At 71.3% G+C, this 13,420-nt stretch carries 15 protein-coding genes; 5 read left to right on the top strand and 10 right to left on the bottom strand.

Annotated features, from left to right (window positions below):
- Positions 1-284: 284 nt before the first annotated feature.
- Positions 285-1,763 (top strand): flagellar filament capping protein FliD, encoded by a 1,479-nt coding sequence (fliD, locus tag HUV01_RS05280; RefSeq protein WP_174297262.1) that lies wholly within the window; start codon positions 285-287, stop codon positions 1,761-1,763.
- 2 nt (positions 1,764-1,765) lie between these two features.
- Positions 1,766-2,161, top strand: coding sequence for a flagellar protein FliS (locus HUV01_RS05275; RefSeq protein WP_368039993.1), 396 nt, complete (start codon positions 1,766-1,768; stop codon positions 2,159-2,161).
- Positions 2,162-2,191: 30 nt separating this feature from the next.
- Here HUV01_RS05275 and HUV01_RS05270 read toward each other — a convergent pair whose 3' ends face one another.
- Genes HUV01_RS05270 through argH form a run of 5 tightly spaced genes read right to left on the bottom strand, consistent with a single transcriptional unit; the run spans position 2,192 to position 6,876 of the window.
- Positions 2,192-3,148 (bottom strand): zinc transporter ZntB, encoded by a 957-nt coding sequence (locus HUV01_RS05270; RefSeq protein WP_174297261.1) that lies wholly within the window; start codon positions 3,146-3,148, stop codon positions 2,192-2,194.
- Positions 3,145-3,987, bottom strand: coding sequence for a precorrin-2 dehydrogenase/sirohydrochlorin ferrochelatase family protein (locus HUV01_RS05265; RefSeq protein ID WP_174297260.1), 843 nt, complete (start codon positions 3,985-3,987; stop codon positions 3,145-3,147). The genes HUV01_RS05270 and HUV01_RS05265 overlap by 4 nt, the downstream gene beginning before the upstream one ends.
- Entirely contained in the window at positions 3,978-5,246 is a 1,269-nt protein-coding gene (gene lysA / locus HUV01_RS05260; protein WP_174297259.1) for a diaminopimelate decarboxylase, read from the bottom strand. The genes HUV01_RS05265 and lysA overlap by 10 nt, the downstream gene beginning before the upstream one ends.
- Entirely contained in the window at positions 5,246-5,497 is a 252-nt protein-coding gene (locus HUV01_RS05255; protein WP_174297258.1) for a hypothetical protein, read from the bottom strand. The genes lysA and HUV01_RS05255 overlap by 1 nt, the downstream gene beginning before the upstream one ends.
- The gene (argH, locus tag HUV01_RS05250; protein ID WP_174297264.1) at positions 5,494-6,876 is read right to left on the bottom strand and encodes an argininosuccinate lyase; all 1,383 of its coding nucleotides are present in this window, start codon (positions 6,874-6,876) and stop codon (positions 5,494-5,496) included. The genes HUV01_RS05255 and argH overlap by 4 nt, the downstream gene beginning before the upstream one ends.
- On the opposite strand from argH, the gene HUV01_RS05245 reads away from it, so the two are divergent.
- Positions 6,875-7,522: a TlpA family protein disulfide reductase gene (locus HUV01_RS05245; RefSeq protein WP_254606395.1), complete on the top strand. Its 648-nt coding sequence runs from the start codon at positions 6,875-6,877 to the stop codon at positions 7,520-7,522. The two genes, argH and HUV01_RS05245, sit on opposite strands and share 2 nt — an antisense overlap.
- 55 nt (positions 7,523-7,577) lie before the next feature.
- Here the strand turns inward: HUV01_RS05245 and HUV01_RS05240 are convergent, their stop codons facing one another.
- The 4 genes from HUV01_RS05240 to HUV01_RS05225 form a co-directional block, all read right to left on the bottom strand.
- Entirely contained in the window at positions 7,578-7,991 is a 414-nt protein-coding gene (locus HUV01_RS05240; RefSeq protein ID WP_174297257.1) for a secondary thiamine-phosphate synthase enzyme YjbQ, read from the bottom strand.
- Complete coding sequence (locus tag HUV01_RS05235; RefSeq protein ID WP_174297256.1) at positions 7,988-8,605, bottom strand: hypothetical protein; 618 nt, start codon at positions 8,603-8,605, stop codon at positions 7,988-7,990. Before HUV01_RS05235 ends, HUV01_RS05240 begins: the two co-directional genes overlap by 4 nt.
- Positions 8,606-8,707: 102 nt before the next feature.
- Positions 8,708-9,481, bottom strand: a complete 774-nt coding sequence (locus HUV01_RS05230; protein ID WP_174297255.1) for an enoyl-CoA hydratase — start codon at positions 9,479-9,481, stop codon at positions 8,708-8,710.
- 3 nt (positions 9,482-9,484) lie between these two features.
- Positions 9,485-10,630, bottom strand: a complete 1,146-nt coding sequence (locus HUV01_RS05225) for an acyl-CoA dehydrogenase family protein (protein WP_174297254.1) — start codon at positions 10,628-10,630, stop codon at positions 9,485-9,487.
- 300 nt (positions 10,631-10,930) lie between these two features.
- On the opposite strand from HUV01_RS05225, the gene yghU reads away from it, so the two are divergent.
- Both yghU and HUV01_RS05215 read left to right on the top strand, forming a co-directional pair.
- A complete protein-coding gene (gene yghU, locus HUV01_RS05220; protein ID WP_174297253.1) occupies positions 10,931-11,803 on the top strand; it encodes a glutathione-dependent disulfide-bond oxidoreductase in 873 nt (290 codons plus the stop codon).
- Positions 11,800-12,909, top strand: a complete 1,110-nt coding sequence (locus HUV01_RS05215) for a hypothetical protein (protein ID WP_174297252.1) — start codon at positions 11,800-11,802, stop codon at positions 12,907-12,909. The genes yghU and HUV01_RS05215 overlap by 4 nt, the downstream gene beginning before the upstream one ends.
- Positions 12,910-12,979: 70 nt before the next feature.
- Here HUV01_RS05215 and HUV01_RS05210 read toward each other — a convergent pair.
- A partial coding sequence (locus tag HUV01_RS05210) for a cell wall hydrolase (RefSeq protein WP_174297251.1) occupies positions 12,980-13,420 on the bottom strand: 441 nt, incomplete at its 5' end.

Here is a 13,420-nt window from a genome sequence, read left to right as displayed (position 1 = left end):
ACGACCTGTACGTCGCGATCGCCGCGGTGCTGGCGTTCGTCTTCGGCCTGAACGAGCGGGCGCGGGGACCTGCGCCGCCGGTGCCGCCGATGCCGCCGATGCCGCCGCGCGTCGAGGTGCCGCCGGGCGCGCGGTTCGACGAGAACGGCGCGAAGGTGAAGTGATCCTGCCGGCCTCCGGTCCACGATCTTCGCCCCATCCCGGACGTGAACGGTCCGGCCGTGCGAAATCCTTAAAGAACCCTGCGCCCCCGCCGTTTACCCGGACAGGCGCGAGGACATGCGATGACGACCACCACCGGCACCTCGACGACGACAGGCGCGATCCAGACCGCGACGCAGCAGCTGCTGACTTCGCTCAACACCGGATCGGGGGTCGACACCTCCACGCTCGTCACCAGCCTCGTCACCGCCGAGTTCGCCGCCCGGTCCGACGCGCTGACCAGCAAGGCCTCGACGCTCACGACCCAGATCTCGGGCGTCGCCACGCTCAAGAGCACGATCACCAACTTCGCCTCCGCGGTGGACGGCCTGGTCGGCGGCGGCACGCTGGCGACGCAGCCGGTCAGTTCCAACCCCGCCGCGCTCACCGCCACCGCGCTGCCCGGCGCGAAGCTCGGCGGCCTGTCGAGCGCGATCGTCGTCTCGCAGCTCGCCGGCAACCAGGCCGCCCGCACGACGAGCGCGGTGGCGAGCCGCAGCGCGACGATCGGATCGGGCAGCTTCACCCTCAGCTTCGGCACCGCGTCCTACTCCGTCGACGGCACCACGATGACGGGCTTCACCGCGGGCAGCGCCGCGCCGGTGACGATCGACGTCACCGACGCGAGCCTCGACGGCATCGCCGCCGCCGTCAACGCCAGCGGCGCGGGCGTCACCGCCAGCGTCGTCACCGATGCCGACGGCGGCGCCTATCTGTCGCTGAAGGGCAAGAGCGGCGCGACGCAGGCGTTCACGCTCGCCGCCTCCAACGATCCGTCGGGCAATCTCGCGCAGTTCGCGGTCGGACCCGGCGCGTCGGGCACCGCCCTGTCGGCTACGGCGCAGAACGCGAAGCTGACCGTCGACGGCGTGGCGGTCGAGCGCGCGAGCAACACGATCGGAGACCTCGTCACCGGCGTCAACCTTCAGCTCGCCGCGACTTCCGCGACCGCGGTGTCGCTGACCAGCACGTCGCCCACCAGCGCGCTGTCGTCCGCCGTGACCAACTTCGTCGATACATACAACCAAGTGCTCGCCGCGGTGCAGGCGCAGACCGATCCCGCGACGGGCGTGCTGAAGAGCGATCCGGCCGCGACGGCGCTGCTGCACGCGCTGAAGACGCTGACGTCCAAGGTGCTGCTGACCGGCGGCAACGCCGAGACCAACGGGCCGACGCGCCTGTCCGAGCTGGGCGTGGGCACCAACAAGGACGGTACGCTGAGCGTGAACGCCAAGACGCTCGCGCGCCAGCTCTCGACCTTTCCAGGATCGGTGGAGGCGATGTTCTCGTCCGGCAACACCGCCGGGCTCGGCGCGGCGCTGGACACGCTGTCGACGGGCGCGATCAGCACCGTCACCGGCCTTGGCGCCTCGACCAGCCGCTATACCGCCGCGCAGGCGACGATCTCGACCCAGCAGGACAAGATCTCGACCGCAAGGGACAAGGAGAAGACGCGGTTGACGCAGCTCTACTCGGCGATGAACAGCAAGGTTGCGGCATACAAGTCGACCCAGACCTTCCTCACCAATCAGGTCGCGGCCTGGAACAAGTCGGACAGCTGATAATGTACGCCACCGCCCTCCTGCGCGATCCCGCGACGATGTACCGTCAGGTCGACGTCGCCGGCCGTACCGCCACCGCCGACGGACCGGCGCTGGTGCAGCTGTTGTACGAGGAACTCGTCGCCGCGCTGCGCGCCGCCGCCTGGGGCGCCGAGCAGAGCCGGCATGCGATCCGCAGCGAGCGGGTGACGCGCGCCATCGCGATCCTGTTCGCGCTGGAGGCGGGGCTGGACCACGACCGCGGCGGCGACGTGTCGGCGACGCTGGCGCGGCTGTACGCCGGCGCGCGCCGGCAGGTGGTGGAGGCCAGCATCGACAGCGACCCCCGCCCGTTCCGCGAAGTGGCGGACACGCTGGAAGACATCGGCCGGGCATGGCGCACCGCGCGGAGTTCGTGATCGCCGGCGCCCCGGTCGGGGAGCGCCGCCTCAGCTGGCCCGCAGCCAGTGCCGCCGGAGGAAATATCCGGTGATCCCCGCCGCGATCACGACGCACAGCGCCATGATCGCGTCGAACGACCACGGCCGGTCGGCATAGGGCAGATCCTTGACGTTCATCCCGTACACACCCGTGACGAAGGTGAGCGGCAGGAACACCATCGCGACGATCGCGATCACCAGGCTGCGGCTGTCGATCTGTTCGGCGCGCAGGTCGGTCAGCGTCTCGTGGATCAGCGCGGATCGCTCGCGGATGCTCTCCAGTTCCTCCGCCATGCGCGCGGCGCGGTCGGCGGCGGCGGCGATGTGCAGCCGGTCGTCGGCCTGCAGCCAGTCGCCGGGCAACGCGGCGAGCTTCTCCAGCGCCGCGCGCTGCGGCGCCAGGAACCGGCGATAGCCGATCGCCGCGACCCGTACCCGCGTCACCGTGCGGCGCAACTCGAACACCCGATCGGCGTTCAACTGTTCCTCGCACTCGTCGAGGTCGTCGCCCAGCTGCGCCACTTCGGGATCTAGGTCCTCCGTTATAGCGGTCGCGAAGGCGGTGATGAGATCGCCGGGATCGCGCACCCCGCCCGCCTCCACCGCGCGGCTCACCGCGTCGACCGCCACCATGTCCTTGCGCGTGACCGAGAACACCCGGCCCTTGGTGCCCCATATGCGGACCGAGGCGAGCAGGTCGGACGAGTCGAGCTCCTCGCTGGAGCGGCCGCGCATGTTCAGCAGCGCGCCGTCGCCGACCTGCTCGCAGCGCGGCCGCGTCTCCGTGGCGGTCAGCGCGTCGACGACGTAGCTGTCGAGCGCCGCCTCCCCCGCGAGCCACCCCTGCGCCTCCTCGTTGTTGGTCGACAGATGCACCCAGGCGAGCCCGCCGTCGCAGGCGAGCGCGTCCTTCACCTCGACCCGCTCGGCGTGGCCGTCGACGATGCGGTAGCCAAAGCCGCTCACCGCCCCATCTCCGAACGGGCCATCTCCACATGGATGGTGAGGCCGGGCAGATCGTCGCCGGGCGGCGTGGCGGACTCGATCCGGTCGGCATCGGCGCGCGCGCGATCGAGGATCGCGGCCGGCACGTCGGGCGCGTGGATCACGCGATCGGCATCGGCGAGTGCGCGCGCCTGCCGCAACGTCAGGTCGTCCGGGTCAGCTGAGGTCAGGCGAAGCATCAGGATTCCTTGGCTGCACCTGTCGCGCGACGCATCCGCACCAAGCCAGGAATGGACGTCAGGATCGGGGCTCAGCGGATCGAGGTCGCCACCCGGCGCCAGCGCGGCGCTGAGCGCCCGCCGCCGGTCGCCGCCATCGGGCCATTGCCGCCGGATCGGAGCGCGGGCGGCGAAGAGCGCATCGGCCAGCAAGCCCAGCCGCGCCGGCAGCAGCCCCTCCAGCCGCTGACGCAGCGCGGCGGCGAGCCCGGCCGACACGCCGCCGGTGCCGATCGCCACCAGCACCGGATGCCGGTCGACGATCGCGGGCAGGGTGAAGTCGCACAATGCCGGGCGATCGACCGCGTTGACCAGCACGCCGCGCGCGCGGAGCGCCGCCACCGCCGCCACCGCCGCGCCCTCGTCCTCCAGCGCCACCACCGCCAGCCGTGCATCGGGATGGTCCGCGACCACCAGCGCGCCCGCGCGTTCGAGCAGCCGCCGCTTCGCGTCCGCCGCCTCGCCCTCCCCCATCAGGATCACGGGCCGGCCCCGGAGGCGGACAAAGAGGGGGAGGCTGTGCCAGGCGAGGCCAGTGTCCAGCCCCGGTCCGCCGTTCCGCTCGCCCGCCGTCACAGCCATTCCGGCACCCGCTCCGCCGCGATCAGCGTCTCGGGCGCGACGCGGTCCGCGACGACCGCGTACCGGTTCCCGTCCACCAGCACCTCGGGCACCAGCGCGCGGCTGTTGTAGGTCGAGGCCATGGTCGCGCCATAGGCGCCGGCGGTGCGGAAGACCGCCAGGTCCCCCGAGGCGACCCGATCGATGTCGCGGCCCATCGCGAAGGTGTCGCCGCTCTCGCACACGGGACCTGCGATATTGGCGACCATCCGCCCGCCCGTGGGCTCGACGGCGGCGAAGTCGTGCCAGGCATCGTACAGCGCCGGCCTCGCGAGGTCATTCATCGCCGCGTCGACGATGACATAGGGATGGGCTCCATCCTGGTCCGGCCCCGGCTTCACCCAGATCACCTGCGTCAGCAACACCCCGGCGTTGCCCGCGATCACCCGCCCCGGCTCGAACATCAGCTCCGCGTCCCAGCCGGCGGTGACGCGCCCCACCATCGTCCCGAGCTCGGCGGGACCGGGGAACACCTCGCCCGCACGATACGGTACGCCGAGCCCGCCGCCCAGATCGACATGGCTGACCGCATGGCCGCCCGCGCGCAGTTCCGCGACCAGCTCGCCGACACGGGCATAGGCGGCCTCCAGCGGCGCAAGCTCGGACAGCTGGCTGCCGATGTGCACCGCGATGCCGCGCAGGTGAAGGCCGGGTCGCCGGCCGAGACGGTCGAAGATCGCGCGCGCCTGGTCGATCGGCACGCCGAACTTGTTCTGCTTGCGCCCCGTCGAGATCTTGGCGTGGGTGCCCGCATCCACGTCGGGATTGACCCGCAGCACCGCCGGCGCGCGGAGCCCGCGGGCTTGCGCGAGATCGGCGAGCACCTCGCCCTCCTCCTCCAGCTCCAGGTTGAACTGGCCGATACCCGCGTCCAGTCCCTGCGCGAGCTCGGCGCGCGTCTTGCCCACGCCCGAGAACACGATGCCATCCGCCGGCATCCCGGCCGCCAGCGCGCGCCGCAGCTCGCCGCCCGAGACGACGTCGGCGCCATAGCCCTCGTTCGCCAGGAGCCGCAGCACCGCAAGATTGGGATTGGCCTTGATCGCATAGGCCAGGTGCACGCGCGGCAGGGCCGCCAGCCCCGCGCGGAACACGCGCGCATGACGGCGGAAGGTGGCGGCGGAATAGACGTACACCGGCGTTCCCACCTCGGCGGCGATACGGGCCAGCGGCACGTCCTCGCACCACAGCGCCCCATCGCGATAGTCGAAATGGTCCATCAGTTCACGTTGCCCGGCGGCAGGTCGAACTCGTCGGTACGCCTGGTTTCGGAATTGGTCAGCAACTCGTCGCTTCGCTGTGGGCGCGCCTGTTTCGAGGCGGTCAGCAGCTCCTCGGGACTTGGCTGGCGAAGCGCGCCGCGCGGCGCGACGGGCAACGCATCGCCGGGCGCGGGCTGCAGCTCCGCCTGTGATCCGCAGCCCGCGATCGCGCCCAGCAGGGCGGTGGCGGCGATCAGGCGGATCCTCATGCCGTCCCTCCGGTATCGATCGCGGCGCGCGCACGGGCGATCGCCGCGCGCACGTTGGCGGGCGCGGTGCCGCCGAAGCTGGTACGGCTCGCGACCGACGCATCGACCGACAGCACGTCGTAGACACGGGCGTCGATCCGCGGGTCGATCGCCGTCAGCACGTCCAGCGGCAGATCGTGCAGCGCCTCCCCGCGATCCTCGGCCGCCTTCACCGCGCGCCCGGTGACGTGATGCGCCTCGCGGAACGGCAGCCCCGCCTCGCGCACCAGCCAGTCGGCGAGATCGGTGGCGGTGGAGAAGCCCGCCTCCGCCACCTGCCGCATCCGGGCCGTCCGGAACGTCGCGCTGGCGACCATCCCCGTCATCGCGGCGATGCTGAGCGCCAGCAGGTCATGCGCCTCGAACACCGGCGGCTTGTCGTCCTGCATGTCCTTGGAATAGGCCAGCGGCAGACCCTTCATCGTCACCGTCAGCGCGACGAGGCATCCGGCGATCCGCCCGGCATGGCCGCGCACCAGCTCGGCCGCGTCGGGATTGCGCTTCTGCGGCATGATCGAGCTGCCGGTCGACCACTGGTCGCTGAGCGCGACGAAGCCGAACGGCTGCGAGGTCCACAGGACGAACTCCTCGGCCAGCCGCGACAGGTGCAGCGAGCAGGCGCTGGCGGCGGCGAGGTAATCGAGCGCGAAGTCGCGATCGCTGACCGAGTCGAGCGAGTTGCGCGTCGGCCGGTCGAAGCCCAGCGCGCGGGCGGTGGCGTGGCGGTCGATCGGGAAGCCGGTGCCCGCGAGCGCGGCGCTGCCCAGCGGGCACTCGTTCAGGCGGGCGCGCGCATCGGCGAAGCGGCTGCGGTCGCGGCGCGTCATCTCGTGATAGGCCATCAGATGGTGGCCAAGCGTCACGGGTTGCGCGGATTGCAGGTGGGTGAAGCCGGGCATGACGCTGTCGGCATGTTCCTCGGCGCGCGTCAGCAGCGCGTCCTGCAGGCCGTCGAGCGCCGCGTCGACCTGGTCGATCGCGTCGCGCACCCACAGGCGGAAGTCGGTCGCGACCTGGTCGTTGCGGCTGCGCGCGGTGTGGAGGCGGCCCGCCGTGCTTCCGATGGCGTCCGCCAGCCGCGCCTCGGTCAGCATGTGGATATCCTCGAGCGACAGGTCGTCGGGCACGCCGTCCGCTTCATAGCCCGCGGCGACCACATCGAGCCCGGCGGCGATCGCGGCCGCGTCGTCGACGCCGACGATGCCGGTGGCGCCCAGCATCGCGACATGCGCCCTGGAGCCCGCCAGGTCCTGTCGCCACATCCGCTTGTCGAAGGGGATGGAGGCGTTTATCTCGCGCATCACCGCCGCGGGTCCTTCCGCGAAGCGCCCGCCCCACATGCTGTTGGAACTCTTCACGATGCCCGCTTGCCTGTCGATGTCGTCGCGCCCGCTGATCGCCTGTCTCCTGCCCGTGCTGCTGGCCACGGGCTGCGATAGGAAATCGCCCGAGCCGGCACAAGCGAACCAGCAGGTCGCCACCACCGTCGTCGCCAGCCCGGACGAGGCGACCGGCCCCGTCGCGCCCAGCGCCCCGGTCGGCGGCCTCGACCGCAGCCATGCCGGCCAGGCCGCGCCGACGGTCGGCTTCCAGACGATCGACGCCAAACCCGAGACGCTGGCGGGCTATATGGCCGGCCACAAGGGCAGGCCGCTGCTACTCAACCTGTGGGCGACGTGGTGCGCGCCCTGCCTGAAGGAGATGCCGACACTGGACGCGCTGGCGGCCTCCACCCCGGAAGTGGCCGTGCTGCCCGTCAGCCAGGACATGGACGGCGCCGCCAAGGTCGGGCCGTATCTGGCGAAGGCCGGGCTCAAGGCGCTGCGCCCCGCGCTCGATCCCGGGCTGGGCCTCAGCCTGGCGTATCAGGCGAACCTGCCTGTCAGCATCCTGTACGGATCCGACGGGCGCGAGGTCTGGCGCTATACCGGAGGGCTCGACTGGACGGGCGCAAAGGCCAGGGCGCTGCTGGCGGAAGCGAAATAGAGCCTGTCGTCCTCATCCTTCCCTCTTCCGCCGGAAGGGTGAGGACGACAGGGCGCTACTCCCCGACCAGGTGCAGCGCCAGTTCGCGCCGGTGCGGCCGGCGGCGGTGTTCGAACAGGTACAGCCCCTGCCATGTGCCGAGCGCCATCTGCCCGCCGGAGACCGGGATCGACAGGCTGACCTGCGTCAGCGCGGCCCGCAGGTGCGCGGGCATGTCGTCCGGCCCCTCGTCGTCATGCTCGTAATCCCCGCTTTCGGGGGCGAGCCGGGCGAAGTACGCCACCATGTCGCGGCGCACCGCCGGGGCGGCATTCTCCTGGATCAGCAGCGAGGCGGAGGTGTGACGGCAGAACACCGTCAGCAGCCCCGTGTCCATCGCCTGCACCGCCACCCAGTCGGCGACCTCACGCGTCACCTCGATCAGGCCGGCGCGCGTGTCGACGACGAGTATGCCGCCCGCCTGCCTCACATCGACGCGACGACCGCCGCCGTCCTGCCCGACGCGACGACGATCGGCTCGCTGGTATAGGCGGTGAACGCCCGGCCCTTATGGAAACGCGCGCTGGTGCCGGTCACCGCCGCGGCGAACGGGCCGAACAGCAGCAGCGTGCCCAAGGTCGCCGCGCCATTGCCCTTGCCGGCCTGCTTGCCGCTGCCGGTCAGCGCGACGACGCGGCCATCGAGATCGAGCGACCGGATCTCGACTTCCATCTTGCCGGACTTGCCGAGCGTACCCTTGCCGCTGCGCGTCTTCACCGCGCCGATCGCATGTGCGCCGCGCGGGATGACGACCGTCGTCCCCTCCATCACGTCGCGTTCCACCGACAGCGCGAACGTGTCGCCGACCTTCGCCTTGTTGGACGCAAGCTCGGCATCGATCGTCAGCGGCACCTGCGTGTTGACCGGCAGGATCATGTGGCCGGCCGTGTCGTGCTGCTCGGGCACCACGACCGGTGCGGCCGCCGACGCCACCACGGCCGCGGGCGGCGGAGTACGCGAAGCGGTGGCCGGCGCCACGCCGGTCTCGGCACATCCCGCCAGGGTGCCGATCATCGCCAGTGCTGCCATCGGGGAAGGTTTCATCGCCAGTCTCCGTGCTGTTGAGCCACAGTCATGCCGCGCGATGCGTTGCAGGATGGTGAAGCGACATGGTTTGGCGCGGCGTTAACCCATTTGGCTATACTCCTATCGGCCGGTCCAGTTCCCGGGCCGTTTCTCGACGAACGCGGCCATGCCCTCGGCCTGGTCGTGCGTGCCGAACAGCGCGTGGAACAATCGCCGCTCGAACTGGATGCCCTGCGCAAGGCCGCCCTCGAACGCGGCGTTCACCAGCTCCTTGTTGGCGAGCGCGGCGAGCGGCGCCATGCCGGCGATCGTGGCCGCCACCGCCATCGCCTCGTCCAGCAGCGAGTCGGCGGGAACGATCCTGCTCACCAGCCCCGCGCGCTCGGCCTCCACCGCGTCCATGGTGCGGCCGGTCAGGCACATCTCCATCGCCTTGGCCTTGCCCACCGCTCGGGTCAGCCGTTGCGAGCCGCCCATGCCGGGCGTGACGCCCAGCTTGATCTCGGGCTGGCCGAACCTCGCGCTATCGGCGGCCAGGATGAAGTCGCACATCATCGCAAGCTCGCACCCGCCGCCCAGCGCATAGCCCGCCACCGCCGCGACGATCGGCTTGCGGGTGCGCGCGAACGCGTCCCACCCGGCGAAGAAGTCGTGGCCGTACATGTCGGCGAAGCCCTGGGCCTGCATCTCCTTGACGTCCGCGCCGGCCGCGAACGCCTTGGCGCTGCCGGTGAGGACGCAGGCGCGTTGCGCCGGATCGACGTCATAGGCGCGCATCGCCGCCAGCAACTCGTCCAGCAACCGGCCGTTCAGCGCGTTGAGCGCCCCGGGCCGGTTCAGCGTGACCAGCGTCACCGCGTCGCGCCGCTCGATCAGGATCGTCTCGTATTCCATGTGTCAGTCCTTCAGCAGGTCCCGGCCGACGATCATCCGCATCACCTGATTGGTCCCCTCCAGGATCGAGTGGACGCGCAGGTCCCGCCAGAACCGCTCGATCGGATAGTCCATCAGATAGCCATAGCCGCCGAACAGCTGGAGCGCGCGATCGACGACGCTCGATCCCGTGTCGGTCGCCAGCCGCTTGGCCATGGCGGCGAACCGCGTGGCGTCCGGCGCCTTCGCCGTCACCTTCGCGGCGGCGAGGTACAGGAGCGCGCGCGCCGCCTCCAGCTCGGTCGCCATGTCGGCGAGCGTGAACTGCGTGTTCTGGAAGTCCGCGATCGCCTGTCCGAACTGGCGGCGGTCCCTGGTGTACGCGATCGCCTCGTCCAGGCACCGCTGCGCGCCGCCCAGCGAGCAGGCGCCGATGTTGAGCCGGCCGCCGTCGAGCCCGGACATCGCGATGCGGAACCCCTGCCCCTCCTCGCCGACCATGTTCCCGAGAGGGACGCGGACGCCGTCGAGGATCACCTGCGCGGTCGGCTGCGAATGCCAGCCGAGCTTGCGCTCGGGCACGCCGAACGACAGGCCCGGCATGTCGTGCTCGACCACGAACGCGCTGATCCCCTTGGACCCCTCCGCTCCGGTGCGCGCCATGACGACGTACAGGTCGTTCGCGCCGCCGCCCGAGATGAACTGCTTGGTGCCGGTCAGCACATACGCGTCGCCGTCCCGCACCGCGGTGGTCGCCAGCGCCGCCGCGTCGGAGCCCGAGCCGGGCTCGGTCAGGCAATAGGAGGCGATGCGGTCCATGCCGATCAGGCTGGGCAGGTATTCCTGCTTCAGCGCCGGCGAGCCGTAGCGGTCGATCATCCAGCTCGCCATGTTGTGGATCGAGATGAACGCGCTGGTCGACGGGCAGCCATAGGCCATCGCCTCCATGACCAGCGCCGCCTCCAGCCGCCCGAGCGCGATCCCGCCGCCTTCCTCGCTGACGTAGATCGAAGCGAAGCCCAGCGCCGCCGCCTCGCGGATCGTGTCGCGGGGGAAGATGTGCTTCTCGTCCCACTCGGCCGCGAACGGCGTGATGCGGTCGGCGGTGAACCGCCGCGCCAGCTCCTGCACCTCGCGCTGGTCGGGGGTGAGGTCGAACTGCGTGGTCATCATCGGGTGTCCTGGGTGCGAGCGGGTATTGCCGCGGTCGAGTCGTTGCGGGCGTCGTCGGCGGCGGCGGCGGCGGCGGCGCGGAAGCTGCCGGCGGTCGGGTCGATCCTGCGCATCTGCCGCCTTCCTTTCGTCGTCATCGTCGTCCACACGTCCGTGGTCCGCCCGGCCCGATCCGTCCAGCCCATGCGCGGACGCGGGCATCGTCGGGCTCGGGCGCTACCGGGCTCGGGCGTTGCCGGCGTCGAACGATCGCCCGTGCCCCGCGTTGTTGGATTCGACACTCCTGGAGTTCATGCGATGACCGACACCTCCCCGCCCGATCCGGTGGCCGCCGGCTATGCTCCCCCGCCGGTCTGGACATGGAACAAGGCCAGCGGCGGGCGCTTTGCGGCCATCAACCGCCCCGTCGCCGGCGCGACGCACGACAAGCCGCTGCCCGTCGGTCGCCACCCGCTCCAGCTCTATTCGCTCGCCACGCCCAACGGGCAGAAGGTGACGATCATGCTGGAGGAGCTGCTCGCGCTCGGCCACGCGGGGGCGGAGTACGACGCCTGGCTGATCCGCATCAACGACGGCGAGCAGTTCGGCAGCGGCTTCGTCGGCGCCAATCCCAACTCCAAGATCCCCGCGCTGGTCGACCGGTCGGTGGAAGGCGAGCCGATGCGGGTGTTCGAGTCGGGGTCGATCCTGCTCTATCTCGCCGAGAAGTTCGGGGCGCTGCTTGCCACGGACCTGCGCGCGCACACCGAGGTCCTGTCGTGGCTGTTCTGGCAGATGGGCAGCGCGCCGCTCCTGGGCGGCGGCTTTGGTCACTTCTACGCCTATGCCCCGACGAAGATCGAATATGCGATCGACCGGTTCGCGATGGAGGCCAAGCGCCAGCTCGACGTGCTCGACCGGCGGCTCGCGGATCACGCGTATCTGGGCGGCGACGCCTACTCGATCGCCGACGTCGCGACATGGCCGTGGTACGGCAATCTGGTGCTGGGACAGATGTACGAGGCGGCCGCGTTCCTGTCCGTCGGCGACTATGCCAACGTGCGCCGCTGGGCCGAGGCGATCGCGGCGAGGCCGGCGGTGCAGCGCGGGCGGCGCGTGAACCGCGTCATGGGCGATCCCGCGGAGCAGCTTGCCGAGCGCCACGACGCGAGCGACCTGACGACCCGATGACCGGGGCGACGACCGGCGTGATGACCGGCGCGATCGGGGATGGCGCGATCGGCGTGGCCGGCGCTGCCATCATCCTGGTGACGGCGGCGGACATCTTCCGGTCGCTGCTGGTGCCGCGCGCCAGCACGCGTGTCCTGCGCGTCGCGCCGCTGCTGCTGGTGGCGCTGTTCGCCGGCTGGCAGGCGGGCGCGGACCGCATCCCGTTTCCGCGGCTGCGCCAGAACATGCGCGCGAGCCTCGCCCCGCTGATGCTGGTGCTGACGATGATGGTGTGGGCGGCGCTGGTGATCCTGGGCTTCGGGCTGGTGTTCTGGGCCAACCGCGGCGCGTTCCAGCCCGGCTTCGCGACGGTGCGCGACGCGATCTATGCGGCGGGCTGCGCCTTCTCGACGCTGGGCATCAACGGGCGCGTGCACGGCGATGCGGTGCGGGTGGCGGTGCTGGCCTGCTCGGTCTTCGGGCTGGCGCTCGTCACGGTCGTCGCGACGTTCCTGATCTCGATCCAGACCGGCTATGCCCGGCGCGAGACCCTGGTGCTGCGGCTCGAGTCGCACGTCACGCTGCCGCCGGCCGGGATCGCGATCCTTGAGACCTATGCGCGCGAGGGCATCGTCGGCCGGCTCGGCGCGTTCTTCGAGGCGTGGGAGCTGTGGGCGGCGGACGTCGCGATCAGCCACCGCGCGTTCCCGATCCTGCTGTTCTTCCGCTCCAACGACAGCCGGTGCGAGTGGCTGGCGGCGCTGGGCGCCGTGCTGGACGCCGCCGCGCTGCTCGATGCGACGATCGCCGATCCGCCCGACGCGGCGCGGGCCGGCGCGCATTTCGTGATGCGGACCGGCGCGCGCATGCTGGACGACATGACGACGCAGTTCGCCCTCGGCGATCCCCGGCCCGTGGCGCTGGTCGACGTCCACCGCTTCCGACTCCATCGCGAACGGCTGGCGGCGGCGGGCTATGCGATCGTCGAGGACGACCGGGCGGCGTTCGAGTGTTTCCACGAGCGTCGGCGGACCTATGCGGCGGCGCTGGCGACGCTCGCGCGCCGCCTGCGCGTCGATTTCGACGAACGGACGGGGGGCGACGACGACAGCGAGCCCCAGCAGTGACGGGGAGCTTCAACGTTGACGCGGAGCCCCAGCGATGACGGGCGGGCGGCCGCCCAAGCCGCCGTGCCCCTTACTCCCCCCGGTCGCGCCGCCGGTAGAACAGGTGGGGACCGACGCCGGCGATCTTGTCGAGCGAGTCGCTCCAGTACGGCACCGTCCAGTCAGCGTGATAGTGGGTCGCGGTTCCCACCGGCGCGAACACCGTGCCCGACAGGGCATGAATGGCGCGGCGGCGGACCGCGGCCCATCCGGTCCGCTCCGGGCGGCGCGTGACCGAGCCGTCGCAGGCGAACGAGAACTGGCAGCCGGTCGGCAGGTCCGCGCCCTGATAGACGACGCCGCATACCGTGCCGGGGAAGCCCGGGCTCCGCGTCCGGTTGAGCACCACCTGCATCACCGCGCGCTGGCCGCGCGCGTCGTCCCCCGCCTCGTACCGGGCGACGGTGGCGAGGCAGCCGATCGCCTGCTCGCGCGCCGCCGGCCCGCCATGGAAGACATAGGCGCGCGCGGG

This window comes from Sphingomonas bacterium, from assembly GCF_903643035.1.
In the GTDB taxonomy this organism is placed as follows: domain Bacteria; phylum Pseudomonadota; class Alphaproteobacteria; order Sphingomonadales; family Sphingomonadaceae; genus Sphingomonas.
This window is presented reverse-complemented; position numbering and strand designations above follow the sequence as displayed.

What these genes read in the sequence shown, in the direction of transcription:
- fliD (WP_174297262.1), top strand. Translation starts at nt 285, where the DNA reads ATGACGACCACCACCGGCACCTCGACGACGACAGGCGCGATCCAGACC.
- HUV01_RS05275 (WP_368039993.1), top strand. Translation starts at nt 1,766, where the DNA reads ATGTACGCCACCGCCCTCCTGCGCGATCCCGCGACGATGTACCGTCAG.
- HUV01_RS05265 (WP_174297260.1), bottom strand. Translation starts at nt 3,987, where the DNA reads ATGGCTGTGACGGCGGGCGAGCGGAACGGCGGACCGGGGCTGGACACT.
- lysA (WP_174297259.1), bottom strand. Translation starts at nt 5,246, where the DNA reads ATGGACCATTTCGACTATCGCGATGGGGCGCTGTGGTGCGAGGACGTG.
- HUV01_RS05255 (WP_174297258.1), bottom strand. Translation starts at nt 5,497, where the DNA reads ATGAGGATCCGCCTGATCGCCGCCACCGCCCTGCTGGGCGCGATCGCG.
- HUV01_RS05245 (WP_254606395.1), top strand. Translation starts at nt 6,875, where the DNA reads ATGCTGTTGGAACTCTTCACGATGCCCGCTTGCCTGTCGATGTCGTCG.
- argH (WP_174297264.1), bottom strand. Translation starts at nt 6,876, where the DNA reads ATGTGGGGCGGGCGCTTCGCGGAAGGACCCGCGGCGGTGATGCGCGAG.
- HUV01_RS05235 (WP_174297256.1), bottom strand. Translation starts at nt 8,605, where the DNA reads ATGAAACCTTCCCCGATGGCAGCACTGGCGATGATCGGCACCCTGGCG.
- HUV01_RS05230 (WP_174297255.1), bottom strand. Translation starts at nt 9,481, where the DNA reads ATGGAATACGAGACGATCCTGATCGAGCGGCGCGACGCGGTGACGCTG.
- HUV01_RS05225 (WP_174297254.1), bottom strand. Translation starts at nt 10,630, where the DNA reads ATGACCACGCAGTTCGACCTCACCCCCGACCAGCGCGAGGTGCAGGAG.
- yghU (WP_174297253.1), top strand. Translation starts at nt 10,931, where the DNA reads ATGACCGACACCTCCCCGCCCGATCCGGTGGCCGCCGGCTATGCTCCC.
- HUV01_RS05215 (WP_174297252.1), top strand. Translation starts at nt 11,800, where the DNA reads ATGACCGGGGCGACGACCGGCGTGATGACCGGCGCGATCGGGGATGGC.